A 25,667-nucleotide genomic window follows, 5' to 3' on the forward strand; every position below is an offset into this window, starting at 1 on the left:
TGAAGGAGGATTAGATATGGATATATCAAGAGTTGCAATTTATGCTCGTGTAAGCACAGAGGAACAGGTAAAAGAAGGTTTTAGTATAGCCGCGCAACTTCAAACACTTCGGCAATATGCTCAAATTTATAACTGGGAGGTGATTGATGAATATGTCGATGAAGGAATTAGTGGTAAATCCGTAAAAGGACGGCCTGAAATGAAGAGATTAATCAAAGATGTAGAAAATGAAAGATTTGATGCTGTAATAGTTTGGAAAATTTCTAGACTCTCAAGAAATATGCTAGAAACACTCATGATTCTAGATAAGTTTGAAAAATACAATGTGAAATTTATATCCTACTCGGAAAACTTTGATACCAGTAGTCCTATAGGTCGCTTAGTACTTCAAATTATGGCATCAATCGCTGAAATGGAGCGAAATACATTAGCAGAAAATGTAAAGCTTGGTATGAAACAGAGAGCCTTGGAAGGGAGATGGAACGGCGGAGTTGTATTTGGATATGACACTGTTAAGAAGGAGCTAGTTATCAATGAAAAGGAAGCTGAAGTAGTACAGTTAATCTATCATATGTATGCAAATGGCAAAGGGCTAAGAGCGATTTCTAACCACTTAAATAAAGCTGGATATAAAACCAAGCGTAATCGTTATTTCTCCATCAATGGAGTAGCACAAATCCTAGACAATGTAATATATAACGGTAAAATCAGTTGGCTAAAATTTGAAAATTGGGATTCCAAACGAAGAAAAGGGAAAAATCCAAATCCTATTCTTGTAGAAGGAAAACATGAACCTATTATTTCGGACGAACTATGGAGCGTTGTACGAGCAAGGAGAAAAAGTAAATCATTTAAGCAGCGTCAATCAAACGAACCATTTTTACTTAGTGGCCTTTTACGCTGTCCTGATTGTGGTCAAGGAATGGTTCCGTCAATTACAACACATACACGAAAAGATGGGACGAAACGAAAACATCGTTATTACGTCTGTAGCGATTTTCATAACAAAGGATCTGCTGCTTGTAAAGCTAATTCCATTAAGGCATATAAAGCAGAAGAAACGGTTATCAAGAAAATTGAACATTTTAGTTCTAATAAGAAGAGATTATATAAGACGATCACTGACATAAGTTCAAGTTCTGCTCATTCGATAAGTAAGCTTAACAAAGAATTAGAAAAGATTGAAATACGATTAAAAGAGATTGAACAATTACAGGCAAAGTATATGGATGCCTTTGAGAAAAACACTCTCCCTGTTGATATTCTACAAGAACGGTTACAAAAGGTCTCGAATGATAAAAGGGGGTTAGAACAAAAGAAAAATGAGATTATAATACAATTAGGATCTATCGATTCAAAAGTAATCCAACCAGATTTGATTGAAAATTTACTGAAAAAATTCTTATCAGTATATAGGAAGACATCTAGGGAAAATAAAAAACAATTACTTCAGTTGTTAATCGATAATATCTCAATCAAGCAAATAGATAAATCTAGAACCATAAAAAACATAGAACTTGAATTTGATTTTACTGAACTGAATATATCGAAAACCTTTATACTAATCCACTTGTTGTATCGAGAAACGGATAATGAACATACATTTTCAATACCCGCTTCCGATAAAGAATTACCACCTTATCTACAACAGTTTTTGCCTCTATTTGTGGTACGGTTCCCCCCGATTAATCCGAAAGCTCCGGTACACTTGCTCCAGGAGGATCAGGCGCATGAGCTGGTGGGGGAAGGTCATTTTTGAGAAGGAGAGAGTGTCGTCGGCTCGCTGGATGATGTCTTGGCTGAGGCCGAGGGAGCCGCCGATGATGAAGGCAATTTTGCTTTTGCCGTAGGTGGCGAGCTGGTCGAGCTGGCGGGCGAGCTCTTCGGATGTTTTCATGCTGCCTTCGATGGCGAGGGCGATGACGTGGGTGTCCGGGCTGAGCTTGGCGAGGATGCGTTCGCCTTCTTTCGTTTTGATTTGTTCCATTTCGGTTGGGCTGAGTTCTTCGGGTGCCTTTTCGTCGGCGACTTCGATGATTTGGACTTTGGCATAAGCGGACAGGCGTTTGGTGTATTCGGCGATGCCTTGCTTTAAGTATTTTTCTTTGAGTTTTCCTACGGTGATGATTGAGATATTCACAGGGTGTCCTCCTTTTACAAACAATTTACAAACAGGATATCCACAAAAGTTATCCACATATCAACAGAAGTTATCTGTTTTTTCTTACTTATCCACTGTTTTTTTCTTGGCTTGCTTGCTGCGGCTGTTTAGGGTTTTGGCAGCATTTTTCTTTTTCTTCCTTCTTATCTCCTCTTCTCTTTGCTGTCATTTAGGAAGAAAGCAGTGAATATTCCTGTTGTTGTTAAAATTAAACTTTCTTTAATATTCTCTTTACATCCTCCTGAAAGAATAGAAGCAGCAATGATTTGTTTAATAGGAGGAAGATTAGATGAAACAGGTGAAAAAGAAAACGATTCCTTGGATGCTGGCGGCCGGGATGGTCTTAAGTTCGGCTCCGATGATTCCTGAAGCGGCTCCGGCTGCGATGCTGGAGGAGAACTTTGAGGCCTCCGCTTCACTTCCTGCCGGCTGGAAAGTCGTGCAAGGACAGGCTGCTGTGCAAAACGGCAAGCTGACGCTGACGTCGCCTTCTACATCCCAACCGGCGCGCGTGCTTGTTCCGCTTGCGGAAGAAGCCGGCGATTATGTCATTGAAGCCGATATGACGTTTTTGTCGGCTGTGGAGGATTCTCGCTGGGCATCTGTGATGTACCGCGTTCAAGAGGACAACTATCCGTATTACCAATTTGCAGTCCGCCGCAATGCCGCAGCCATGAACGGCTTGGAGTTTGCTATGCGCAATCAGAACAATCAATGGGAGGTGCTTGATAAAACGTTTTATTCCGAGCCGTTTGCCTTTCAACAGACATACCGTTTAAAAATTGTCGCAAAAGGCAGCCGCGTGCAGCAATATGTCAACGGTCAGCTGGTGATTGATACGGATATGGCTTCCGCTTACCAAAAGGGCAGTATTGGCTTTCAAGCGGCCGGAACGACGGTGCAGTTCGACAATGTGCGCGTGACTTCCCAGGAGGCTGAATTGCCGCCGCTTGCGCAATCCGGCGCCTTCCTGCCTAAGGAGGCGGAGACGAATATTTTAAATGCGCCGACGATTTTATCCTCCGCTGCCACGCCGCAAGCGGTCGATTCACTGGCGGGAACCGGCATTTCCTCCATGGTTATGAAGACAAACAGCCGCTTGATGGTCAATGGTACGCCGCTAAAAACTATGCTTGACAAAATGAAAGGAAAAATGATTCCCGTCATTCAATTGGAAGAGAAAGCAGCCGTGCAACCGCTCGCCTCGCTCTTAAAAGAGATGGCGATTCAGGATGTGCATCTGGCTTCCTCGGATCCGGCGCTCATCGACCAAGTCAAACAGGAGATTCCCTCCGCAAGAGGCGCAGTCATATATGACCGCCAATCGCTGAATAAGCATGACATCAGCCGTTTTATTCGGGAGATTCACAAGCACAACGCAAAAGTGGCGATTCTTCCGCAAAAGCTGCTTTCGGCCGATCTCGTTCACACCTTCCATAGCCGCACCGTGTCCGTTTGGGGAGTGGCAGGTCCGCAGGAAGCGGATGCCCATCAGCTGATTCACGCGGGGGTCGATGGCATCATCGCACAAGAGACAGCGCCTGTCGTGAAAGCGTTCAGCCAATATCCGAAAAATACGCTCGTCCAGCGGCCGATTGTCGCCGCTCATCGCGGAATTCCTTCTCTTGCCCCGGAAAACACGATGGCCGGCTATCAGAAAGCCTATGAACTGGGCGCTGATTTAATTGAGACGGATCTGCAGCGCACAAAGGACGGCCAATTAGTCATCATGCATGATGCTTCTGTTGATCGGACAACGAACGGCACGGGAAAGGTGTCCGAAATGACGTTTGAAGAAATACGCCAGCTTGATGCCGGCATCAAGTTCGGTCCCGAGTTTGCCGGAGAGAAAGTGCCTTCTTTCCGCGAATATTTGCAAGCCTTTAAAGGAACAGACGCCGTTCTGCTCGTGGAACTGAAAGCTGCGGGAATCGAAGAGCAAACCATCAAGGAGATTGAAGAAGAAGGCATGACCGATCAAGTGCTGATCCAAAGCTTCGATTTTGACAGCGTGAAAAAATCGGATGCCCTCAAGCCGGAAATCGGCACGGGCTTCCTGTACTCATCATCTCCCGCAGGTTCAGCGGACGCCCGCTTGAAAAATGCCCGGCAAATGCTCAATAGCGCTGCCCGCATGAATGCAACGCTTAACTCCAGCTACGGCAGCTTGTCACAGGAATTCATCACCTATATGCGCCAGCGGGGAATGATCAACCTGCATTGGACGTTCCGCAAAGAAGAGGCGCTCAAAGAACAGATGCTTAAAGGGATGATCGGACCGATCACGGACTATACGCAATGGCTCAACGCCGCCCCCGTCCGCTTGGAAACGCCGATTAAGAAGCGCAATTTAAAAGTCGGAGCGAAAGCGCAGATTCAAGCCAAGGCATTTGTAAACTACCGCACACAGAAAAAAGAGACGATTGAAACAAGCTTATATGCGCCGGACAATCAGCAGGTAGTCGCAATTGAAGGAAACACCATTGAAGCGATCGCTCCCGGAACAGCCCAAGTATTTGTGCAACATACCTTTCACATGCTGGGACAAGAGTGGCGTTTAGTGTCTGAACCGATTGAAATCACGGTTAAATAAACGTACAGAGACTGGTCTGCCAAGGCCAGTCCTCTTTATTTAATGAAAGGTAATGATTTCTCCTTAAAGTTATCCACATATCCACAAGAGCTATCCACATCTTGTAGGCGAATATTAGTTCTCCACCATATATTCTGCTTCCTTTCGACAGTATTCACAGGCTGTGGACATTTTTTCTTCCTCTTTCAGCTTGCGCAGCACTGGAAAGGTCTCGTACTCGTCAACAATGACATCCAGCGCTAGTTCAACATGGTCATTACAGCAATAAATCATGCAGCCAACCTCCTTTATACATCCTTTATCTTGCATGTAAGCTGTTCTAACATAGCCTACAGTGGGAAAATATAATGCCCCGTTCGTTCAGGCCAGCACAAGGTCGGTCACAAAGACGCAGCAGGTCGTTGCAAAGACGGCCTTCGTTCTTCTTTTCAACAGCGGAAGCCCGCTGATTAAAGCTTCACTTTGTTTTTACATTTTACCATAGGAAAACGCAGAAAAGCATATCCGCTTTTCTGCGTTTTCTTGCTTACAGCATGCCCTCGGAGGACAATGTCATCGTTGTCTTTTGTTTTTGCCCGTCGCGATAGAAGATAACCTCCACTTTGTCGCCGATCTTTTTGTGCGTGTACATGTATTTGCGGAGAGCCAAAATGTCGGTGATTTTCTCATTGTCCAACTGAACAATGACATCCAGCTCCTGCAAGCCGGCTTTAGATGCAGGTGTGCCCGGCATAACGGCTTCAATCATCGCACCATCCTTCACATTTGCCGGCAGCTTCAATGTCTCCTGCTGGTGGTAAGCCGGGATTTCATTGACGTTTCTTAGCGTCACGCCCATGGCCGGACGCTTCACCTTGCCATATTTCTCAAGGTTGCCGATAATCGGCTCGGCATAATTGATCGGAATCGACAAGCCGATGCCCTCGATCGATTGTTCAGCAATCTTCATGGAATTGATGCCGATCACTTGGCCTGAGATATTCACGAGCGCTCCCCCGCTGTTTCCCGGGTTAATGGCCGCATCTGTCTGCAGAACCTCCGCCTGCCAATCGACCATCCCGTCTTTATTAATATCTACCGGCACCGCTCGTTCCAGCCCGGAAATAACCCCCTGTGTCACGGAGCCGGAAAACTCAAGTCCCAGCGGGTTGCCGATGGCAATAACCGGCTCACCGGCTTTCAGCGCGTCAGAATCGCCGAACTCCGCGACATCAGTGATTTTGCTGCTGTCAACTTCCACAACGGCCAAGTCTGTCCACATATCCCCGCCGCGCACCTTTGCCGGTATCTTCGTGCCGTCCGCAAGCGATACTTCCAGCTGCTGAGCGCCCTCCACTACGTGATAGTTGGTGACGATATACGCTTTATCACCTGTTTTTTTATAAATAACGCCTGATCCAGTTCCAGCTGGCTGGGCGGCTTCTCCTTCCCAAAAGCTGCCGGACTGAATATTGGTGATGCCCACGACCGTGTTCTTCGCTTTATTCACCGCTTTCGTGACATCGGTGGTAATATCAAGAGAAACCTTCTTCCCTACCGGCTTTTGATTTTGCTCGACTTCCACTTGATTTCCGGCTGCGGGAAGCAAATTATAATCAGCGAGTTTTGGCAAAGCAATGAGAACCAGCAATGCGCCCACGATTAATCCAACTAAGCTTGATAAAAAGTAACCGCTTTTTTTCGAGCTGCGCTGCTGGCGTCCGGTTCTGTCTTCATCGTAATAGCCCAAACTGTTTCATCCTTTCCTCTTTGTCCTGAATTATTTTCTCCATTTTTTTAAAATTATAACGCTTCCTTTGCAAAATTCAATTTATATGCAAAGGAGGAACATACTTTCATCTTACGCCGCCGGGACAGATGCCGTCAAAAAAACCGCTCTACGAAAGACAAAATCTTTCATAAAGCGGCCTGCCTGCTTACACTTCCGTTAAAATGGTTGGCGTTTTCGGGTCGGTGTCATACAGCTCAAATTGCTCGCCTACAGGCATGTCCTTCCCTTGAAGCGTTTGTGCTACGCTCATTCTCGCCAAATCCTTCATATTGTTGTCCTGGCTTAAGTGAGCCAAGTAAATGCGCTTCGTCCGGTCACCGATGACATCGCACATCGCCAGCGCGGCGTCTTCATTGGACACATGGCCGTAATCTCCGAGAATTCGGCGTTTAATATTCCATGGATACCGTCCCATGCGCAGCATCTGCACGTCATGATTGCTTTCAAATACATAGGCATCAGCATTTCTGATAATGCCCTTGACCCGATCACTGACATAGCCGGTGTCGGTAATCAAGACCAGCTTCTTGCCTTCATGATGGAACACATAAAACATCGGTTCAGCCGCATCATGGGAGACGCCGAACGATTCAATGTCCAAGCCATTGAAGCTTTGAACGGTCTCCATATCAAATATAAACTTCTGCTCCCCGTCCACATTGCCGATGTGTTTGTCCATCGCTCGCCATGTTTTTTCATTGGCATAAATCGGCAGCTTGTACTTTCTGGCTAACACACCGAGGCCTTTAATGTGGTCACTGTGCTCATGGGTCACTAGAATGCCTGATAGGTTTTTGATGTCCCGGTTGATGGAAACAAACAGCGCCTCCATTTGTTTGCCGCTCAAGCCGGCATCCACTAAGAACGCTTGTCCGTTTGCTTCCACATAAAACGCATTTCCCGTGCTTCCGCTGGCCAGCACACTAAAATGCATCGTCATTTTGTTCACTCCACTTGCTGTTAACTGTCTTTTTCTTCTTGATAAATTGAGCCGTCAAAGGCATTCACATACAGCTTCTCCACCTTGTCGCCTTTCTTAATCCGAATATACCAAGTCGGCGAAAGCACTTGCGATTCTGTCAGCTGCACGACGGTATAATAGCCAAGCTCAACCTTGGAAATAGTGCTGTTCGGCTTGATGAGACCGTTCTTATAAAGAGTCTGGATGGCCTGAAAAGCCGGAAGTACTTCCTCCTTTTGGCTGTTCTCTTCAATGTCCTCAAGCAGCGTTTGCTCATAGCCAATGATGTCCCCTTCACTGTTCAGCTTAATTTCCAGCTTACCGCTTTTATTTTCAAACAGCTTCTTATCATTATGCTGCTGATAAAAGATCGCCTTTGTTTTCTTCTCATTCATATTGGAATATTGGTACTTACTTCCGTAATTCACTCGGCTTTGAACGAAAGCCTTGATGCCTTCCACCTTCTTTTCACCAAGCTTGACAGGCTCTGTCAAGGTGCTATCAATTACGGTTTTTTCCCTCTCCAGCTTCATATCCTGATCGGGGTATTCTTCCAGATCCTTTTTGGAAAAGGTTTTGGTTTTGGCGGTGATGATCGGCTTCTCGCCGGCATCATCGGGCAGCTCCCCGTATTTAATATTGTAGGTCTTCAGCTTATTCTCTATCGGCTCTTCTTTCACGACTGTCATTTGACTCTCATTGTAATTATTAAAAAGCATCGTCAGCAGGAAAATGTCCAGCACTAGAAACACAGCAATGAATATTGTTTTCGTTTTACTCCAATCCATCGGCATTCCCCCCCGTCAGACTTTCCTGCGGAACTTGCTTCCATTGCCCGCCGTATTTATAGAACCAGCCAGGCTCGAGCACGATAATTTTTGAAGTCTGCGGATCATGCTGTAAATAATAGCCTACAGCCATATCCTCCAATAATTTCGGATTGAAGTTCTTTTGCTGTTTCACTTGATTCAAGGCTGTTAAACCATCCGCCAGCTCCAATTTCTCTTCTTCAGACGGCAAAGATATATCCAGAGTGAAGTAAGGACGGGTATATTGATAGATTTGTTCTTTTCCCCAAATTTGCTCAATCTTAGCCATTCCCTGATCATTAAATACCGGCTTCCCTTTAATAAATAAACGATACCCGATTTTAGAAGAGCCCGGTTCCGCTTCGAACAAGCGGTATTGATCTGTCCAGCCGCTATGCTCGTTGACGAAGTTGATGCTCTTGTCAATCAGCTGCTGCAATGTTCCATTCTGTGTGCTGTCCGGCTCTCTTGCCGGGTTCACATAGAAAATCTTATTGGTATCATAATAGACCCGCATTAAGCTGGATCCATCTGTATACTCTTCACTGTTTGTTTTGGATCCTTTCTTTACAAAGCTCGGATCCGTAAACAGCGCATCTTTAAATTTCTCTGCTTCGATATAATCAGGGTAGTACTTGTAACGATGCAGCACGGGATTTTCTAATGGCAGGAACAGCTTGCCGGTGCCACCCAGCTTTCGCGGCACATACTCTCCCCATTTGAAAGCATTATCCATGAAGCTCTTTTTGAATGATGGCAGCGTAGGAGCAACCGCCTGGCTTGCAAAAATAAGACGCTCCTTCGTGGATACGAAATAGACGGTCGCTTTCTTTTCCCGCATGTTGACTTGACTGACAACGATCCGGTCGAAAACAGCATTTGGCACTTTGGAATGGCTGAAATTCAAGATCATATTCATCGTGCTGAAGGGAATGAAGGAAGGAAACACCAATTCCGTACGATTGCTGCCGTGAAGGACTTGATCAAATTCCTTTTCATTTAAGGTTTTGGATATATTTTTCGGCTCGTAAAATGTCCAGTTTCCTAGCTCCTTCATGACGTCATTCGTATGCTTTTCACCTGTGGTGCCAAAGTGAGTCCCAATTCCATGAAACAGCAATTTCGTTGGTTTAATCAAATCGGCTGCTTCTCTCGTTTCACTGATGGAGACCTCATGAATGTAATCCTCATCTCTCGTTTCGTAATGCGGCTGATAATTCCAAATGCTCAGCGTCAAAATAATACTCGTGAGCACAAGCACAGCTAAAGCGAGCGATTTAAATTTTTCGTAGCTCATGACCAATCATCCTCTTGTGAATGCTCGTATGGAAGTGTAAAGAATATTGTTGTTCCCTTCCCTTCTACACTTGTTGCCCATATGCTGCCGCCATGAGCCGTGATTATTTCTTTCGCAATGGCCAAACCGAGACCTGTTCCGCCCATTTTCCGTGTTCGAGCCCGATCGACTCGATAGAAACGTTCAAAAACCCGTTCAAGATTCTTCTTCGGAATGCCCATCCCTTGGTCACGGACGCTGACGACAATGGAATTGCTCTGTTCCTCCACTGTAAATGTCAGCCGTCCTCCTTGAGGAGAATATTTAAGCGCGTTGGAAATAATATTGTCCAGCACCTGCGTCAGCTTATCTGTGTCTATCTCGACATAAATCGGATAATCGGGCAAGGTGCGCTTAAAGGTGATATCTTGAGATTTCGTCATTTCAAAGCGGTCAATAATCCGATTGAAAAATCTAGTAAAGTTGACTTCTTTTTTCGCTAATTGAAAATCGCGGCTATCGAACTTCGTTAGCTGCAGCAAATCATTCACTAATCGGATCATCCGCTCGGTCTCTGTCTGCGTGACCTCCAGAAAATGCGGTGCGATATCTTTATCTTGCCATGCTCCTTCTGCTAACGCCTCCAAATAGCTTCGCATGGTCGTTAGCGGCGTGCGCAATTCATGCGAAACATTGGCCACAAACTCGCGGCGGTCCGCTTCAATTTTTTCCTGCTCGGTAATATCGTGAAGAACCGTAATCAGACCATTCACGAAGCCTGTTTCCTTCTGGATAACAGAGAAATTAGCTCGTAAAATATAGGGGTTTTCCTCATTGCTGTAATCTAAAATCACCGAATCCTGTTCATTCAGCAGATCGTCAAATGAATAGTCCTCCTCCAGTCCTAGCAGTGAAGTAATCGGACGCGAAATCACTGTTTCACGTGTAACATTCAATAGCTTAGCTGCCGGCTCATTGATCAGAATGACTCGGCCTTTCCGGTCAGTGGCAATGACGCCGTCAGTCATATAGGAAAGAACGGATGACAGCTTTCGTCTTTCCCCTTCCGTTGTCGCCTGGGCTTCCTGGAGCCGTTTCGTTAAATTATTAAATGTAACGGCTAATTCACCAATTTCATCTCGCCCGTAAACCTTTACTTTACGGGAAAAGTTTCCCTTTCCGAGCGCTACAGCTTGACGGCGCATATCCGAAATGGGACGGGTAATTGTCCGGGCTAGCAGCACCCCTAAGATGGCGGTAAGTCCCAGTGCCAGAGCGGTGGCGGAAAAGAGAATTTGGTTAATTTCATCCATTTGGCCAAAAACGCTTTCGACTTTTCCGACTAAATAGACGGCCCCTATCACTTCTCTATTGGATATAATCGGAGAGGTATATGCCCAAATCCGCTTATTCGTCTGGCGGTCGATCAGAATATGATCTTCTTCCGCTCCGACTGACAGCGTTCTTTTCACGGAGATGTCCGGCATTCTTTGTCCGAGCATTCCTTGCTTATTCGGATCGGATGTTCCGATGATGCGGCTGCGATGGTCGACAACCCGCACTTCCGCAATATCAGGAGCAGCAAAATCTTCCATTATCTTTTGAATATCCTGCTCCAGCGTCGGGGTTTCATCCGTCCGCTCTTTCAGCATTTCTTCTCTTAAATTGTATTCCAGCAAATTCACCCGCTGCTGCAAGGAGCTTTTAAAGTTGTTTACAAACTTTTCTTCTAATTCTTTCACAAAATACACGCCAATAATTTGCATAGCAAATAAAATAAGCAGTACATAAATTAATACAAACTTCAGTTGTATCGAACGGAAAAAACCAACTCTTTTCATTTGCTTTACTCCTGTTCAGGATTACGCAGGTAGTAGCCAACCCCTCTTCTCGTCACGATCCATGACGGGTGGCTTGGATTATCCTCAATCTTCTCGCGCAGGCGGCGAACCGTCACATCAACTGTACGGACATCGCCATAATAGTCATAGCCCCATACAGTCTGCAATAAATGCTCTCTTGTCATGACCTGTCCGATATGTTTCGCCAGATAATGGAGCAGTTCAAATTCCCTGTGCGTCAACTCAATGGTCTCGCCGCGCTTGGAGACGATATATGCATCCGGATGAATCGTCAGTGTGCCCACCGTAATTTCATTCGTCTCCTCCTCTTCCGCTGCTTGAGCGGGAGGCGCTTGGTGGCGGCGCAGATTCGCCTTCACACGCGCGATCAGCTCCCGCGTGCTGAATGGCTTTGTCACATAATCATCCGCCCCCAGCTCCAGGCCAAGCACTTTATCAATCTCGGAGTCTTTTGCTGTCAGCATGACGATTGGCATCTCATGTTTCTTCCTTACTTCCCGGCATACCTCCATGCCGTCTCGACCCGGAAGCATAATATCCAGCAAAATCAAATCCGGCTGAACCTCTTCCACCATCTCCACGGCCTGATCTCCATCATAAGCACAATGGACCTCGTAGCCTTCTTTCTTTAAGTTAAACTGCAGAATATCCGCAATGGGTCTCTCATCATCTACAACTAATATTTTTTTTTGCATTATGCTCTCCTCATTTCTTCAATCTAAAAGACTTATGAAAATAAGCGAAAAATTTGATCTCTTTATTCTATCATATGAACGAAAGAAACGGCCTTCCCCTTCAAGAAAATACAGTTTCTTCCACAAGTAATCTAATTAAAACAAGCCGATTGCAAAGACAAACGGCTAACCATACAATTATTTACTTCCCTATCACTTTAACATAAAAGAACGGCTTTTTCATCTTTTATCACTAAGAAAACTATTTCTTAGGAAATAATCATTTATAGCTGAAGCGGCGTGATTCTTCAACTTATCGCCATAAAAAAAGCACTGCGAGAGTAGTCATCATCGCAATGCTTCTTCAATGGCTCAGGACGGAATCGAACCGCCGACACATGGATTTTCAGTCCATTGCTCTACCGACTGAGCTACTGAGCCGATTCAATTATTAAAAAATAGAGCGGCCAATCAAGAGAAGTCTCTCAAATAGTTGGCCGGAAAAATGGATTCATCATTATAAACGGTTTAACATAAAATGGCGGTCCGGACGGGACTCGAACCCGCGACCTCCTGCGTGACAGGCAGGCATTCTAACCAACTGAACTACCGGACCGTAAAGAAATATTACTTAATAGAATATAAGAGAATGGTGACCCGTACGGGATTCGAACCCGTGTTACCGCCGTGAAAGGGCGGTGTCTTAACCACTTGACCAACGGGCCATTCTTTCCTGATGATGACCTGGCAGCTGCCAGACACTTCATTCACTTAAGCTGATGGCTAAGCTCTTTGTTTTTTATTAGCAACGTTGATAATATTATCATAGGGTTTAATTGCTGACAATAGGTTTTTGAAAAAATTTGTCGAAAAAATGCTTTTTTTATTTCCAAGGCTCTGTTCTTCTATTACTTGGGATCTTGATGCTTCTCATTTTCCCTAAACATCTCAAGGTAAAATTCTTCTCCAAACAGTGGAGATTCACTATTGAAGAAAAGAACAAAGGCTGATATCACAACGTCAGCCGGCATCATGCGAACCCGAACGAATTGGTCACTTAGGCGCCTTGATCCTCCTCTCAGGCTTTTAGTACCTGCTCCATTCTTAAAGCCGGATTCTTACGGCCGTTTTCTGACCGCCTGATCCCTTTCCCTCTTCGGGCAGCAAAGACCTCGTTCTCATAAAATAAAAAAAGAGACGGTACAGAAAAGTCTTCCTTCTGTACTGTCCCTTTTTTCTTAACTTACCCGTGAGCCCAGACACTGCGGACTACATTCGTTTGGCTGCGGTCCGGTCCTACAGAGAAGGTGGACAACGGGATCCCCGTTAATTGCGACACTCTCTCGATATAGTGGCGGGCGTTCGCTGGAAGTTCATTCAGTGTCCGGCAGCCGGTTATATCTTCGGACCAGCCCGGAAGTTCTTCATAGATCGGAGTGCATTCCGCTAAAATGTTCAAATTAGCCGGATATTCTTCAATTACTTGATCTTTGTAGCGGTAAGCGACACAAATTTTGACCGTGTCAATGCCGGTTAACACATCAACCGAGTTAAGTGACAGATCCGTTAATCCGCTGACGCGGCGCGCATGGCGCACCACAACGCTGTCAAACCAGCCCACGCGGCGCGGACGGCCTGTCGTCGTGCCATACTCTCGTCCTACTTCGCGGATTTGATCGCCGATTTCGTCATGCAGCTCTGTCGGAAAAGGCCCGTCCCCTACGCGGCTCGTGTAAGCTTTCGCTACGCCCACTACATGGCTGATCTTCGTCGGTCCGACACCGGAGCCGATTGTCACACCGCCAGCCACCGGGTTTGAAGAGGTAACAAACGGATAAGTACCTTGATCAATATCAAGCATCACGCCTTGAGCCCCTTCAAATAACACGCGGCGTCCTTCATCCAGTGCATCATTTAATACGACAGAAATGTCGCATACATATTGTTTCACTTGCTGGCCATATTCATAATATTCCTCAAGGATGTCCTCCAGCTTGAAGCCTTCCGTTTCATAGAAGCGCTCAAGCAAACGGTTCTTCTCTTCTAAATTGCGTCTCAGCTTTTCTTCAAACGCTTTGCGGTCGAGCAGGTCAGCCATGCGGATACCGATTCGCGCAGCTTTGTCCATATAAGCCGGCCCGATTCCTTTTTTCGTTGTGCCGATCTTATTGTCGCCTTTGCGCGCTTCTTCCACTTCGTCAATTTTCAAATGGTAAGGAAGAATAACGTGGGCGCGATTGCTGATGCGCAAATTATCCGTGGAAACACCGCGGTCATGCAAATACTTCAGCTCTTGAATCAGCGCTTTCGGATCCACGACCATTCCGTTTCCAATGACGCAAATTTTATCCTTATAAAAGATGCCTGATGGAATTAAATGGAGCTTGTATGTAACGTTGTTAAACTTGATGGTGTGGCCGGCATTGTTTCCGCCTTGATAACGGGATACTACTTCTGCATTTTCTGAAAGGAAATCGGTAATTTTTCCTTTTCCTTCGTCTCCCCATTGTGTTCCGACAACTACTACTGATGACATGTATAAGCACCTCCGGAGGGTCCGTAAATTTCTATTTTCTGTATGAAGCATATTTATTTTAACAGGTTCAAATAAAGAAAGTCAAACAGAAAACACGAACATTTCATATCTAATTAAATTATTCATTCGTATAAACTGCCCCATCAGGCAAAGATAGCTTTCTTTTTCCTCCGCTGATGGTTCTTTAAACGAACCGGCCCACCTTATATACGGGATGAAAATAAAAAAAACCGGCAATTCCATCATCCATTGCCAGTTTTCATTCACTGTTATCCCGTTTCATCAAAGCGCCGCTCCAAGTTGACAAATTTGTTGTACTCCTTTACAAACGCCAGCTGTACGGTGCCAACAGGACCATTCCGCTGCTTCGCGATAATGATTTCTATTATGTTTTTATTCTCTGATTCTTTGTCGTAGTAATCATCACGGTACAAGAAGGCCACAATGTCGGCATCTTGCTCAATCGAACCGGATTCCCGAATATCTGACATCATCGGCCGCTTATCCTGCCGCTGCTCTACGCCGCGGGACAGCTGTGATAATGCGATCACGGGCACCTCCAGTTCTCTGGCCAGCGCTTTTAAGGAACGGGAGATTTCAGATACCTCCTGCTGACGATTCTCTCCCGAACGGCCGCTTCCTTGAATCAGCTGCAAGTAATCTATGAGAATCATGCCCAGGCCATGCTCTTGCTTCAAACGGCGGCATTTGGAGCGAATCTCTCCAATGCGGACTCCCGGTGTATCATCGATATAAATCCCCGAATTGGATAAGCTCCCCATCGCCATGGTCAGCTTGCGCCAATCCTCATCGGTTAATGAGCCGGTCCGCAAATTTTGCGCATTGATATTGCCCTCAGCACACAGCATCCGCATCACGAGCTGCTCCGCCCCCATCTCAAGGCTGAAAATCGCCACGTTTTCATTAGTTTTGGTCGCAACGTTCTGGGCGATATTTAAGGCAAAAGCGGTTTTACCGACAGACGGACGGGCGGCGACGATAATTAAATCATTGCGCTGAAATCCCGCTGTCATTCTGTCCAGCTCGGCAAACCCAGTGGGAATCCCCGTGACGTCGCCCTTGCGGTTATGCAAAAGCTCGATGTTATCATACGTGCGGACAAGAACGTCTTTAATTGTATGAAAAGCGCTCGTATTTTTTCTTTGGGCAACTTCCATAATGCTTTTTTCCGCTTCACTGAGCAAAGCGTCCACTTCGTCTTCCCGGCTATAGCCTTCTTGAGCAATATGGGTCGCCGTCCGAATCAACCGGCGCAAAAGCGACTTTTCCTCCACAATGCGGGCATAATATTCGATGTTCGCCGCTGTAGGGGTCGATTCAGCCAGCTCCGTCAAATAAGATACGCCGCCCACATCCTCCAGCTCTTTAACAGCTGCAAGCTCCTCCGTCACAGTCACTACATCGACCGCTTCACCGTGATCGTTCAGCTTCAGCATCGTATTATATATTTTTTGATGGGCGCTGCGGTAAAAGTCTTCCGGTATTAAAATTTCCGAAGCAACAGTTAAAGCCGACGGCTCCAAGAAGATCGCTCCCAGCACCGCTTGCTCGGCCTCTATACTCTGCGGCGGAATCCGATCCGTCAATACATCGCTCATCGCTTACATCTCCTTAAAGAAGGATGGGCTTACTCCCTTCCGTCACAATCTATTTGATAAAAAAATGTGACCAGAATCCTCCGATCACATTTTTCAACCTTATTATTTTAGCATGAAATCAATTATTTTTCTTCCGTTACATGAACTTTTAATGTGGCAAATACTTCATTATGAAGTTTGACTGGAACGTTTGTATAACCAAGGGCGCGAATGCCTTCCGGAAGCTCCATTTTGCGCTTGTCAATTTTAATGTCATGCGTTTTCTTCAGCTCTTCCGCAATTTGCTTCGTCGTAACGGAACCGAATAAACGGCCGCCCTCTCCCGCTTTCGTTTTAATTTCGACTTCCAGGCTTTCCAACACCTCTTTGAGCTTCTTAGCCTCTTCAAGCTCTTGCTTCGCGATTTCAGCTTCTTTGCGCTTTTGAGCTTCTAATGTTTTTTTGTTGCCGGCTGTCGCTTCTACAGCCAGACCATTTTTGATAAGGAAGTTATTCGCATAGCCATCAGCCACGTTTTTCACTTCACCTTTTTTTCCTTTTCCTTTTACGTCTTGTAAAAAAATCACTTTCATTCTTCGCTGCCTCCTTCAAAAACTTCATCAATCGCTTTCTGTAGCTGAAGCTCGGCTTCTTCGATGCTTTGTTCCTTCAGCTGGGTTGCGGCATTCGTTAAATGGCCGCCTCCGTTTAATTGTTCCATGATAATTTGGACATTGACTTCGCCAAGCGAGCGTGCACTAATTCCAATTATATCTTGTGACCGTCTTCCAATCACGAAAGATGCTTGTACCCCTTCCATCGAAAGCAGCGTGTCTGCGGCTTGAGCCACCAGCACGGAATTGTACACATTGTCCTCATGACCTTTGGCAATCGCAATGCCTTCCCGGTAGAAATAAACATTCTCTATTAAATGGGCCCGTTTAATATACGTATCCAGATCTTCCTTTAGAAATTTCTGAACGAGCACTGTATCCGCGCCATGAGCCCGCAAATAGGATGCCGCATCAAATGTTCGCGATCCTGTTCGCAAGGAAAAGCTTTTCGTATCGACAATGATCCCGGCAAGCAGCGCAGTCGCCTCCAGCATATTGATTTTCTTGGTTTTCGGCTGATACTCAAGCAATTCCGTAATCAGTTCCGCAGTTGAGGAAGCATAAGGTTCCATATAGACCAATAGCGGATTCTTAATGAATTCTTCACCGCGGCGGTGATGATCAATCACCACCACCTTCTCCGCCTTATTAAGAAGCTTCTCCTCGATCACAAGGGAAGGTTTATGCGTGTCGACGACGACAAGCAGTGTATCCTCTGTCGCGATATCCAGCGCCTCTTCCGGCGAAATAATCCGCGAATACAGCTCCGGGTTTTTCTGAGTTTCCGCCATCAAACGCTTGGCAGATGTGTCAATTTCAGAGAAATCCAGCACGACATAGCCCTCGCGATCATTCATTTCCGCTACGCGCCGAATGCCCATGGCAGCGCCAATGGCATCCATATCGGGATTTTTATGGCCCATTACAATGACTTTATCGCTCTCGATGACCAGCTCCTTCAGCGCGTGGGAAATGACGCGAGCCCGCACTCGGGTTCTCTTCTCCATCGGATTGGTCTTGCCGCCGTAAAACTTCACCTTGCCGTTTAATTGTTTCAGCGCAGCTTGATCGCCGCCTCTTCCGAGAGCCAGATCCAAGCTGGATTGAGCCAAGTTTCCGATGTCCGGCAGCGGCAGATCGCCTTGCCCGATTCCAATGCTTAACGTGAGAGAAGCCGCTTGCTTGGCTGTTTTTTCTCTGACTTCATCCAAGATGGCGAATTTGTTTCCTTCCAGGTTGTGCAATATTTTTTCATTAAGCACAGCAAAAAAGCGCTCGGAAGAAATCCGTTTTAAGAAAATGCCGTATTCTTTCGCCCAATTGTTTAAAATGGACGTCACCAGACTGTTTAGATGGCTGCGCGTCTGGTCATCCATTCCCCGCGTCAAGTCATCATAATTATCCAAATAGATAATTGCCAGCACGGTCCGCTCTTCCTGATATCTTCTTTCCAGCTGCTTCTGCTCCGTTACATCAAGAAAATACAGCAATCTTTCCTCGGGTCTAATATGCACCTTAAATTCCCGGTCATCTATTTGAATAATGTCTTCTTTTTCATTTTTGATGATCGGAATAATCGCTTCGGCTAGCTCGTACAAGGACTCTCCCGCCAAGGTTTCCTTTTGAAAGGTAGAAGAAAGATAAGAGTTGGCCCATTCTATGTAATAGTCATCGTTATAAAGAAGAATCCCAATTGGCATTTCCATTAAGGCTTCTTCTCCTACCCGCTTCAGCCGATGAGATAATGTCGTAACGTACTGCTCAATTTCTCCGTGAATGTTCTTCTCTGTCTGCAGCAGCAGAACGAACAGACTAGCTCCTGCTACGAGTCCAACGCCCGCCGCCATCCAGTTATAAAAAGCTAAAACGGCGAGGATAAGACCAAACACCAGCATAAATCCATACAGCAGAAATTGAATCTTCCGCCTACTATAGTAAGAAAGCATCATTTCAGCTCCTAAAAATAAAAATCACTCGTATCATTTTGACTTCTGTTGAAGGTGCTGCCGCAAATTAAACCCTAAGTCAATTATACCTAATAATCTCACAAGATAAAGAAGCGGAAGGAAGAGAAATGAAAAAACCGTAAATAGAATCGGTAAGACTTTCGGCCAATTCTTCCTGTAGGCGAAAAAGAATAAAAAAGACAATCCGTGAATCACTAAACAGAACTGCAGCATAAACATCAAATTAACATGGGCCGAGTACCATAGCGTCCCCTTTTCCGGAGCGGCCGCAAAGCTTGCCAGCAATAGAGCTAAGTAATACCACAGAATGCTTTTTGGCATTTTCCACTCCCGAAATGGCTGAAAATGCGGCACATTTATCTTCAGCTTCTTTAAGATAGGAAAATGGACTGTTATAAAAAGAAAAACCGCTCCAAACGCAAGCAGCACGAAAAAACTCGGCATTAAGGCATACAGAAAGTCAAAGCCTTCCTGCATTTGCTTAATGGAATCATCCGAAAGCGGCTGGCCGACGCTATCCATCATCTTCACGGACTCTTGGAAGGAGTTCCGAAAGGCTTGATCCATTTCCTTGGCGATATTTACCCCCGCCAGCTTGATCACCATAACGTATAAAATTACCATATTCAACAAAAAGATTAAACCTCCTGCCATGAATATGGAAAATTTATCTTGTTTTTTCTGAATCATCGTGCCTATCACTAGGCCTGTAATCCCGAAACTGAATGCGAGCGGCACTGCCCCCGCTCCTCCTGCCAGCGCTGCCGCCAATACACTGGCCGCTCCGAAGATTAAGGAAGCCTGAATCGAATATTTTGCGCTAAACACGAAAAAAGGGAGGATCAAAAACAGGCTGGTTATAACCGATAGAACAGGGAGATACAGCGTTGCCACCAGCAGCAGAACAAAGATCCCTAAAAGCAAAACTCCTTCTTTTACAATGGTTTTCTTATCCACTCAAACACCTCATTACTCCTTTTCATACACACTTTCCAGTCAGCATCATGGGCAAATGGAAAGCAAATACCGACTTTTTTAGTATTCTTTATCCATCCCATTTTATCTTCCTTTGCTCTTTCCTTCAACTTTTCAACTTTTTTCTGGACCAAAAAAGCCCCTTTCTGTAATAAAAGACGGGGCCATTCATCTTGGCTATGACATTATCTCTCCTGATTTTGCTCTTGAGCCTCGCTTTGTTCACATTCTTGGTTTGGATCCTGATCTTGATCTTGGATTTGCTTTTGATCCAGTTCCTGATCTTGACTTTGAACTTGCTCTTGATCCAATTTCTGATCCCGGTCTGGCGTTTCGTCTTGGTCTAATTCTTGACTTGGGCTTTGATCTATTTCTAATTCTTGATCTTGGCTGTCCTCTGCATCACGGTTTGGATCTTGAAACTGAAAACGCTGAATGGATTGCTGCAGCTCTTGATTCAATTGATTCAGCTTGTCCGCCGCAACGGTAACAGACTGTACGGTTTTCAGCTGTTCATCCGTATGGCTGCTCACTTCTTCGCAAGCAGCTGCCGATTGCTCGGACAGTTCTGTCATGTAATAGACTAAATTGAGAAGCTCATCCTTGCTGGCTGTTACTTGCTGCATATCATAGTAAACAGACGAGATTGATTCTTTCATTTTATGCATGAGTGCCGAGTTTTCTTTGAAAATTTCATTCGCTTGATCAACCGCTTTCGTCTGCTCATCAAAGTTTTCTCTCGTTTGGAAGATGTGGTTAATCGCTTTTCTTGAACCCGCTTGAATGTTTTCAATCATTTCTTGTATCTCCTTGGCCGCAAAGCTCGATTGCTCGGCAAGCTTGCGTACTTCTTGAGCCACGACAGAAAACCCTTTTCCATGAGCGCCCGCACGAGCCGCTTCAATACTGGCATTTAACGCAAGCAGATTGGTTTGCGCAGAAATATCGGTGATCGTATGAATGATTTTTTCAATCTGCTGAATTTCACTCCCCAATTCCGTGATCACCTTCTCTGTTGAATCAATAAACTGCTTAGAAGTCGTACTGGATTGCTGCAGCAGCTGAATTTGACTGACCCCCCGCTGATTCGCTTGATCGGCATCAGCAGCAAAGGCGGACATCTTTTCCGTTTTCTCTGACACAGCGTTAATCACATCACTTAAATTCCCCGATTGTTCTTTGGCCGTTCTGGCCCGGTCTGCAGAGCGGGACGATCCGGCGGCAATTTCATTAATCGCGACAAATGTCTGCTCGCTTGAAGCAGCGGAAACCTCTGACATTGTATGCAGTTCATCAATCGATTCTCTAACATTCTGAGCCGATTGCGAAACGACATTGATAATATTGTTCATGCTGTCAATCATATGGTTAAAGCTGTGACCGAGCTGTGCGACTTCATCTTTTCCTTCGACTTCCACTTTCGTGTGCAAATTCCCTTTAGCGACTTCACTGACGGATTCATTCAGCTTCCCAAGCGGTTTCGTTATTTTAGCCGATATGTAATACACGAGCGCCATAATAACCATCAAAACCGTGACGGCTGTCAGCAGCAGAATCTCTCTTATTTCCTTAGAAACCGTCATCAGCGCTTCTTCTTGATAAACAGCTCCGACCCTCCAGCTGGTCCGGTTCACCAGCTGATAGACGAACATCGTTTGCCCCTCTTCATCCCATGAGACGTCACTTTCCTTGTTGGATGCCACTGCCTCCTTAAACAAGGACAGCTTCGCCAGATTGTTCCCCTTTTCTTTCGGATGGACTAGCGCGTCGCCATTTTCAGCCATGATCACTGGATAGCCGTCATACCCGATATTTAAGTCATTAATATGGTTGGTCAAGCTTGTTAAGTTAATATCCGCCCCAATGACGCCAACTAAATCCGCTCCGCTGTAGATGGCTTTGGAAATGGTAATTACATGCTTGCCGGCGTCGTTCTTATACGGTTCACTCCAAACAGTTGACTCCGGCTTCTTGACCGCTGACTGATACCACTGCTGGCTCGTCGGATCATAACGCTCCGGAAGACTGGTGGCAGGCACCATCTTAAATGATTGATCAGGTGCCGCGATATAAACATTTAGCACATCTTTATATAAATTCGTATACTGGTTAAATATTTCTTGCAAATCCCTTTCGGCCAAGCTCTTGCTTTCAGCGGGACCGATTACGGCTTGGCCATAGTTCGTGACCTGGCGGCTTTCCGACAGCAATTGAATACTTTCTTCATACTTTTGCAAAAATTGCTGAACGGAGTGCTCCAGTTCTTTTACAATTCCAGTTGTTTGTTTCATGACATTTTCTTTCGTTTTTTCTTCCGCCTTCCAGCCAGTAAAAAAAATAATTAAGGAAAAAGACATAATTAATAGGATGGAAATAGGTATAATGAACTTCAACTGTATAGATTTCACTCTTTTCCCGCCTTTCAATAGAGTAGTTCTTTTTATTATAGTATTTTTTACCTATTGGAATGTTAAAGCAATGTAAAGGTTTTATTTACTTATATTTACACTAACGTTCAAATTTCACATCAAAATTTACAGAATACAAAAACACCGGTCTTTTGAACCGGCGTTCAGAGTTGGTTCCTGTCGTTTAAAAACGATCAACAGCCTTCATTAATTCCGTACTAAACTCTATCAAACGCTCTGAGAAAATGGATACCGTTTGAATGGCGTGCTGGTGTTCATCAGCAGAAGCACGGATCTCTTCCTTTCGGCGACCGCATGTATAAAGGGAGGCTGAGTTTCAAAAGCATTTATCGCTGGATATACAGCGTCTATTAGCGGTTTCTTCGTCGAAAAGGAAAACGCCAGAAACAAGAGGACGCTTCACTATTAGTTCACTGTCTCTAAACGCCCCAAAGCAGTCACTTAGTCATGGGGAGTTGGGATAAAGCTGCTTCTAAACGCGGTCAAACAAAGGACTGTGTAGCCTAGCCACTTTCATTGAGCGGAAAACACGCTGGTATAAAGGGAATCTGATTCCAGACCGTTCGGCGAAAACAATGGAAACAGCCGTAAAACTCTTGCATAAAGGCGTTATTCAAACAGCTGCGGCAGATGGGGGAAAAGAATTTAACGGTTGCAACGTGTTAGAAAAAGAACTAGGCATCCAAGTGTACTTTGCGGATGCCTATTCTTCTTAGCAGCGTGGAAGAAATGAAAACGGAAATGGTTTACTACGTGAGTTCTTTTTGAAGAAAAACAATTTTGATGAAAACACAACAGATCAGATGAATTAAGCATTCGGGTTCGTCAGTCATCGGCCAAGGAACGCCTTCGTTGGATAACTGCATACGAGACATTTCAGGAAGAACGGCTGCCCTAAATTTGACAAGTAGCCGAATAAAAAAAGACACTCATAATGAGTGTCTTTTCAACAGCTATTATTCTCCAGATACGAACGGAAGAAGAGCCATTTGACGAGCGCGTTTAATTGCGATAGTTAAACGGCGCTGGTATTTAGCGCTTGTTCCTGTTACGCGGCGAGGAAGAATTTTTCCACGTTCAGAGATAAACTTTTTCAAAAGTTCTACATCTTTATAATCGATGTGTGTAATGCCGTTAGCTGTAAAGTAACATACTTTCCGGCGTTTACGTCCGCCTCTGCGTCCACCTGCCATGTTGATTTCCCTCCTTTTATTTCATTAGAATGGAAGATCATCATCTGAAATGTCAATCGGCTGACCGTCATTTGCAAAAGGATCTTCATCCACTCTTGTGTAACCTGAGTTATTGTTATTTCGTTGTTGATTCTGTTGTCCAAACGGAAAATCTTGCCCTTTTTGTCCGCCGCCGTACATTTCTTGATCGCCGCCGCGCTTCTCATAGCTATTGGATGAGGCGTTTTTAGGCTCAAGAAACTGCACGCTTTCCGCCGAAACTTCAGTGACATACACACGCCGGCCATCCTGCGCTTCATAGTTGCGCGTTTGAATGCGTCCATCCACTCCAGCCAGACTGCCTTTTTTCAAGAAATTCGCTACATTTTCAGCTGCTCGCCGCCAAACTACACAGTTAATGAAGTCGGCTTCCCGCTCACCTTGCTGATTGGTAAATGTCCGATTGACAGCCAATGTAAAAGTGGCAACCGCTACGCCATTCGGCGTGTAACGAAGCTCCGGATCTTTAGTTAAACGGCCGACTAAAACGACTCGGTTCATCATCAGAATCAACTCCTTTCTTTTTAAATGTTTCACGTGAAACATTTAAAAAGTAATGTTTATTTCAACGGATTACTTTTCATCTTCACGAACAACGATATGACGGATAATGTCGTCGCTGATCTTAGCTAAACGGTCAAATTCTTGAACCGCTTCAGCTTCTGCATTCGCATGAATCAAATGGTAGAAACCTTCACGGAAGTCGTTGATTTCATACGCTAAACGACGCTTACCCCATTCTTTAGATTCGATGATTTCCGCTCCGTTAGAAGTTAAAATGCTGTCAAAGCGCTCAACAACTGCTTTTTTCGCTTCTTCATCAATGTTTGGGCGGATAATGTACATGAATTCGTACTTTTTCATCTTATTTTCACCTCCTCGTGGACTATACGGCTCTTTTCTTTTTGAAAAGAGCAAGGAGTAACTATTTCATTACTCACAATAAAAGATTATAACATAACCTTTCTTCCAGTACAACTTAAACATTGAATCTGAAATGAACAACGTCTCCGTCTTTCATAAGATACTCTTTGCCTTCCAAGCGGACTTTTCCTGCTTCTTTGGCAGCTGTCATCGAACCAGTAGCCATGAGATCATCGTATGAAACGACTTCCGCACGGATAAAGCCTCTTTCGAAATCTGTATGGATAATACCGGCACATTGTGGCGCTTTCATGCCGTTGCGGAATGTCCAGGCACGAACCTCTTGCACGCCTGCTGTAAAATAAGTAGACAGCCCAAGCAGGGAGTAAGCCGCGCGAATCAATTGATCAAGCCCCGACTCTTCGATGCCGAGTTCTTGCAGAAACATCGCTTTTTCATCTTCATCTAACTCGGCGATTTCTTCTTCAATTTTGGCGCAAATGACAATCACTTCCGCATCATCTGCGGCGGCAAATTCACGCACTTTTTGCACGTATTCATTTTGAGCAGGATCGGCGATATCTTCTTCACCGACATTCGCCACATACAGCATTGGCTTTTTCGTTAACAGATGCAATTGCTTCACGATCTTCTCTTGCTCTTCTGAGAATGTCACCGTACGGGCTGGCTTGTTTTGTTCCAGTGCTGCTTTAAGCTTCGTAAGAACCTCGTTTTCAAGCATGGCCTCTTTATCCTTTTGCTTCGCCAATTTCGCGACGCGGCCGAGACGCTTATCCACTGTTTCCAAATCAGCCAGGATCAGCTCGAGATTAATAACCTCAATATCTTCTATCGGATCCACTTTCCCGGATACATGTGTAATGTTATCATCCGCAAAACAGCGAACGACCTGGCAAATCGCATCGACCTCACGAATATGAGAGAGGAATTTATTTCCCAGCCCCTCCCCTTTGCTTGCTCCTTTTACAATTCCGGCGATATCCGTAAATTCAAAAGCGGTAGGAACGGTTTTCTTTGGCTCCACCATTTCCGTTAATTTATTTAAACGCTCGTCCGGCACCTCTACAATCCCCACATTCGGATCGATCGTACAAAACGGATAATTCGCCGATTCCGCACCTGCTTTTGTAATCGCATTGAATAATGTTGATTTACCAACGTTCGGCAAACCTACAATTCCGGCTGTTAACGCCATTTCGGTCACTCCTCTATTTAAAATCTGTTGATGGATCTCTGTCATTAACCTTTTCCAATTATATGTTTACTCTGGAAAAAAGGCAATTGCCGTCAAGCAAAAGACGATGATCCCGTCTGCTTGCATGAG

23 protein-coding genes, 3 tRNA genes and 1 pseudogene are annotated in these 25,667 nt (G+C 45.1%); 4 read left to right on the plus strand and 23 right to left on the minus strand.

What is annotated here, in order from left to right:
• The first annotated feature begins 16 nt into the window (after positions 1 to 16).
• Entirely contained in the window at positions 17 to 1,759 is a 1,743-nt protein-coding gene (locus tag CEF20_RS15010; protein ID WP_100332660.1) for a recombinase family protein, read from the plus strand.
• On the opposite strand, the gene rlmH is transcribed toward CEF20_RS15010, so the two are convergent.
• Entirely contained in the window at positions 1,661 to 2,140 is a 480-nt protein-coding gene (gene rlmH / locus CEF20_RS15015) for a 23S rRNA (pseudouridine(1915)-N(3))-methyltransferase RlmH (RefSeq protein ID WP_100332661.1), read from the minus strand. The two genes, CEF20_RS15010 and rlmH, sit on opposite strands and share 99 nt — an antisense overlap.
• Positions 2,141 to 2,344: 204 nt before the next feature.
• On the opposite strand from rlmH, the gene CEF20_RS16755 reads away from it, so the two are divergent.
• Together CEF20_RS16755 and CEF20_RS15020 are read left to right on the plus strand one after the other, a co-directional pair.
• Entirely contained in the window at positions 2,345 to 2,530 is a 186-nt protein-coding gene (locus CEF20_RS16755) for a hypothetical protein (protein WP_157796312.1), read from the plus strand.
• On the plus strand, positions 2,451 to 4,754 hold the full coding sequence (locus CEF20_RS15020) for a glycerophosphodiester phosphodiesterase family protein (protein ID WP_100332662.1): 2,304 nt from the start codon (positions 2,451 to 2,453) through the stop codon (positions 4,752 to 4,754). The genes CEF20_RS16755 and CEF20_RS15020 overlap by 80 nt, the downstream gene beginning before the upstream one ends.
• A 114-nt stretch (positions 4,755 to 4,868) precedes the next feature.
• Here the strand turns inward: CEF20_RS15020 and CEF20_RS15025 are convergent, their stop codons facing one another.
• The 18 genes and pseudogenes from CEF20_RS15025 to CEF20_RS17580 form a co-directional block, all read right to left on the minus strand.
• Positions 4,869 to 5,027 carry a CxxH/CxxC protein gene (locus tag CEF20_RS15025; protein ID WP_100332663.1) on the minus strand — a complete coding sequence of 53 codons (159 nt, stop codon included), beginning with the start codon at positions 5,025 to 5,027 and terminating at the stop codon, positions 4,869 to 4,871.
• A gap of 253 nt (positions 5,028 to 5,280) precedes the next feature.
• Positions 5,281 to 6,483 carry a S1C family serine protease gene (locus CEF20_RS15030; RefSeq protein WP_100332664.1) on the minus strand — a complete coding sequence of 401 codons (1,203 nt, stop codon included), beginning with the start codon at positions 6,481 to 6,483 and terminating at the stop codon, positions 5,281 to 5,283.
• 187 nt (positions 6,484 to 6,670) lie between these two features.
• Complete coding sequence (locus tag CEF20_RS15035) at positions 6,671 to 7,465, minus strand: MBL fold metallo-hydrolase (RefSeq protein WP_100332665.1); 795 nt, start codon at positions 7,463 to 7,465, stop codon at positions 6,671 to 6,673.
• Positions 7,466 to 7,485: 20 nt separating this feature from the next.
• Complete coding sequence (locus CEF20_RS15040; RefSeq protein ID WP_157796313.1) at positions 7,486 to 8,274, minus strand: two-component system regulatory protein YycI; 789 nt, start codon at positions 8,272 to 8,274, stop codon at positions 7,486 to 7,488.
• On the minus strand, positions 8,261 to 9,592 hold the full coding sequence (locus tag CEF20_RS15045) for a YycH family regulatory protein (RefSeq protein ID WP_100332667.1): 1,332 nt from the start codon (positions 9,590 to 9,592) through the stop codon (positions 8,261 to 8,263). Before CEF20_RS15045 ends, CEF20_RS15040 begins: the two co-directional genes overlap by 14 nt.
• Positions 9,589 to 11,412, minus strand: a complete 1,824-nt coding sequence (gene walK, locus CEF20_RS15050) for a cell wall metabolism sensor histidine kinase WalK (RefSeq protein ID WP_100332668.1) — start codon at positions 11,410 to 11,412, stop codon at positions 9,589 to 9,591. The genes CEF20_RS15045 and walK overlap by 4 nt, the downstream gene beginning before the upstream one ends.
• A 5-nt stretch (positions 11,413 to 11,417) precedes the next feature.
• The gene (gene yycF, locus CEF20_RS15055) at positions 11,418 to 12,128 is read right to left on the minus strand and encodes a response regulator YycF (RefSeq protein WP_100332669.1); all 711 of its coding nucleotides are present in this window, start codon (positions 12,126 to 12,128) and stop codon (positions 11,418 to 11,420) included.
• A gap of 347 nt (positions 12,129 to 12,475) precedes the next feature.
• A tRNA-Phe gene (locus tag CEF20_RS15060) sits at positions 12,476 to 12,548 on the minus strand.
• Positions 12,549 to 12,646: 98 nt separating this feature from the next.
• Positions 12,647 to 12,723, minus strand: a tRNA-Asp gene (locus CEF20_RS15065).
• Positions 12,724 to 12,757: 34 nt separating this feature from the next.
• Positions 12,758 to 12,832 (minus strand) — tRNA-Glu (locus tag CEF20_RS15070).
• 518 nt (positions 12,833 to 13,350) lie between these two features.
• The gene (locus CEF20_RS15075) at positions 13,351 to 14,643 is read right to left on the minus strand and encodes an adenylosuccinate synthase (RefSeq protein WP_100332670.1); all 1,293 of its coding nucleotides are present in this window, start codon (positions 14,641 to 14,643) and stop codon (positions 13,351 to 13,353) included.
• A gap of 269 nt (positions 14,644 to 14,912) precedes the next feature.
• Positions 14,913 to 16,262: a replicative DNA helicase gene (gene dnaB, locus CEF20_RS15085; protein ID WP_100332672.1), complete on the minus strand. Its 1,350-nt coding sequence runs from the start codon at positions 16,260 to 16,262 to the stop codon at positions 14,913 to 14,915.
• 122 nt (positions 16,263 to 16,384) lie between these two features.
• Complete coding sequence (gene rplI, locus CEF20_RS15090; RefSeq protein ID WP_100332673.1) at positions 16,385 to 16,834, minus strand: 50S ribosomal protein L9; 450 nt, start codon at positions 16,832 to 16,834, stop codon at positions 16,385 to 16,387.
• Positions 16,831 to 18,801: a DHH family phosphoesterase gene (locus CEF20_RS15095; protein ID WP_100332674.1), complete on the minus strand. Its 1,971-nt coding sequence runs from the start codon at positions 18,799 to 18,801 to the stop codon at positions 16,831 to 16,833. The genes rplI and CEF20_RS15095 overlap by 4 nt, the downstream gene beginning before the upstream one ends.
• A 33-nt stretch (positions 18,802 to 18,834) precedes the next feature.
• Positions 18,835 to 19,779, minus strand: a complete 945-nt coding sequence (locus CEF20_RS15100; protein WP_100332675.1) for a YybS family protein — start codon at positions 19,777 to 19,779, stop codon at positions 18,835 to 18,837.
• On the minus strand, positions 19,758 to 19,931 hold the full coding sequence (locus CEF20_RS16905; RefSeq protein ID WP_198508544.1) for a hypothetical protein: 174 nt from the start codon (positions 19,929 to 19,931) through the stop codon (positions 19,758 to 19,760). Before CEF20_RS16905 ends, CEF20_RS15100 begins: the two co-directional genes overlap by 22 nt.
• Positions 19,932 to 19,982: 51 nt before the next feature.
• On the minus strand, positions 19,983 to 21,161 hold the full coding sequence (locus tag CEF20_RS17575; RefSeq protein WP_408607828.1) for a methyl-accepting chemotaxis protein: 1,179 nt from the start codon (positions 21,159 to 21,161) through the stop codon (positions 19,983 to 19,985).
• Positions 21,159 to 22,154: pseudogene (locus CEF20_RS17580) on the minus strand (cache domain-containing protein); the annotation flags it as partial. The gene CEF20_RS17575 and the pseudogene CEF20_RS17580, both read right to left, overlap by 3 nt.
• A gap of 647 nt (positions 22,155 to 22,801) precedes the next feature.
• On the opposite strand from CEF20_RS17580, the gene CEF20_RS17205 reads away from it, so the two are divergent.
• A complete protein-coding gene (locus CEF20_RS17205) occupies positions 22,802 to 22,942 on the plus strand; it encodes a hypothetical protein (protein ID WP_157796314.1) in 141 nt (46 codons plus the stop codon).
• A 240-nt stretch (positions 22,943 to 23,182) separates the two neighbouring features.
• Here the strand turns inward: CEF20_RS17205 and rpsR are convergent, their stop codons facing one another.
• The 4 genes from rpsR to ychF form a co-directional block, all read right to left on the minus strand.
• Positions 23,183 to 23,419 (minus strand): 30S ribosomal protein S18, encoded by a 237-nt coding sequence (gene rpsR, locus CEF20_RS15110; protein ID WP_100332677.1) that lies wholly within the window; start codon positions 23,417 to 23,419, stop codon positions 23,183 to 23,185.
• A gap of 24 nt (positions 23,420 to 23,443) precedes the next feature.
• Complete coding sequence (ssb, locus tag CEF20_RS15115) at positions 23,444 to 23,962, minus strand: single-stranded DNA-binding protein (RefSeq protein WP_100332678.1); 519 nt, start codon at positions 23,960 to 23,962, stop codon at positions 23,444 to 23,446.
• A 69-nt stretch (positions 23,963 to 24,031) separates the two neighbouring features.
• Positions 24,032 to 24,322, minus strand: a complete 291-nt coding sequence (gene rpsF / locus CEF20_RS15120; RefSeq protein WP_100332679.1) for a 30S ribosomal protein S6 — start codon at positions 24,320 to 24,322, stop codon at positions 24,032 to 24,034.
• A gap of 115 nt (positions 24,323 to 24,437) precedes the next feature.
• Positions 24,438 to 25,538 (minus strand): redox-regulated ATPase YchF, encoded by a 1,101-nt coding sequence (ychF, locus tag CEF20_RS15125; RefSeq protein ID WP_100332680.1) that lies wholly within the window; start codon positions 25,536 to 25,538, stop codon positions 24,438 to 24,440.
• Between the last annotated feature and the right edge of the window lie 129 nt (positions 25,539 to 25,667).

The organism is Bacillus xiapuensis (assembly GCF_002797355.1).
Taxonomy (GTDB): domain Bacteria; phylum Bacillota; class Bacilli; order Bacillales; family Domibacillaceae; genus Bacillus_CE; species Bacillus_CE xiapuensis.

What these genes read in the sequence shown, in the direction of transcription:
- CEF20_RS15010 (WP_100332660.1), top strand. Translation starts at nt 17, where the DNA reads ATGGATATATCAAGAGTTGCAATTTATGCTCGTGTAAGCACAGAGGAA.
- CEF20_RS15020 (WP_100332662.1), top strand. Translation starts at nt 2,451, where the DNA reads ATGAAACAGGTGAAAAAGAAAACGATTCCTTGGATGCTGGCGGCCGGG.
- CEF20_RS15025 (WP_100332663.1), bottom strand. Translation starts at nt 5,027, where the DNA reads ATGATTTATTGCTGTAATGACCATGTTGAACTAGCGCTGGATGTCATT.
- CEF20_RS15035 (WP_100332665.1), bottom strand. Translation starts at nt 7,465, where the DNA reads ATGACGATGCATTTTAGTGTGCTGGCCAGCGGAAGCACGGGAAATGCG.
- CEF20_RS15040 (WP_157796313.1), bottom strand. Translation starts at nt 8,274, where the DNA reads ATGGATTGGAGTAAAACGAAAACAATATTCATTGCTGTGTTTCTAGTG.
- CEF20_RS15045 (WP_100332667.1), bottom strand. Translation starts at nt 9,592, where the DNA reads ATGAGCTACGAAAAATTTAAATCGCTCGCTTTAGCTGTGCTTGTGCTC.
- walK (WP_100332668.1), bottom strand. Translation starts at nt 11,412, where the DNA reads ATGAAAAGAGTTGGTTTTTTCCGTTCGATACAACTGAAGTTTGTATTA.
- yycF (WP_100332669.1), bottom strand. Translation starts at nt 12,128, where the DNA reads ATGCAAAAAAAAATATTAGTTGTAGATGATGAGAGACCCATTGCGGAT.
- CEF20_RS15075 (WP_100332670.1), bottom strand. Translation starts at nt 14,643, where the DNA reads ATGTCATCAGTAGTAGTTGTCGGAACACAATGGGGAGACGAAGGAAAA.
- dnaB (WP_100332672.1), bottom strand. Translation starts at nt 16,262, where the DNA reads ATGAGCGATGTATTGACGGATCGGATTCCGCCGCAGAGTATAGAGGCC.
- rplI (WP_100332673.1), bottom strand. Translation starts at nt 16,834, where the DNA reads ATGAAAGTGATTTTTTTACAAGACGTAAAAGGAAAAGGAAAAAAAGGT.
- CEF20_RS15095 (WP_100332674.1), bottom strand. Translation starts at nt 18,801, where the DNA reads ATGCTTTCTTACTATAGTAGGCGGAAGATTCAATTTCTGCTGTATGGA.
- CEF20_RS17575 (WP_408607828.1), bottom strand. Translation starts at nt 21,161, where the DNA reads ATGATTGACAGCATGAACAATATTATCAATGTCGTTTCGCAATCGGCT.
- CEF20_RS17205 (WP_157796314.1), top strand. Translation starts at nt 22,802, where the DNA reads ATGGAAACAGCCGTAAAACTCTTGCATAAAGGCGTTATTCAAACAGCT.
- rpsR (WP_100332677.1), bottom strand. Translation starts at nt 23,419, where the DNA reads ATGGCAGGTGGACGCAGAGGCGGACGTAAACGCCGGAAAGTATGTTAC.
- ssb (WP_100332678.1), bottom strand. Translation starts at nt 23,962, where the DNA reads ATGATGAACCGAGTCGTTTTAGTCGGCCGTTTAACTAAAGATCCGGAG.
- rpsF (WP_100332679.1), bottom strand. Translation starts at nt 24,322, where the DNA reads ATGAAAAAGTACGAATTCATGTACATTATCCGCCCAAACATTGATGAA.
- ychF (WP_100332680.1), bottom strand. Translation starts at nt 25,538, where the DNA reads ATGGCGTTAACAGCCGGAATTGTAGGTTTGCCGAACGTTGGTAAATCA.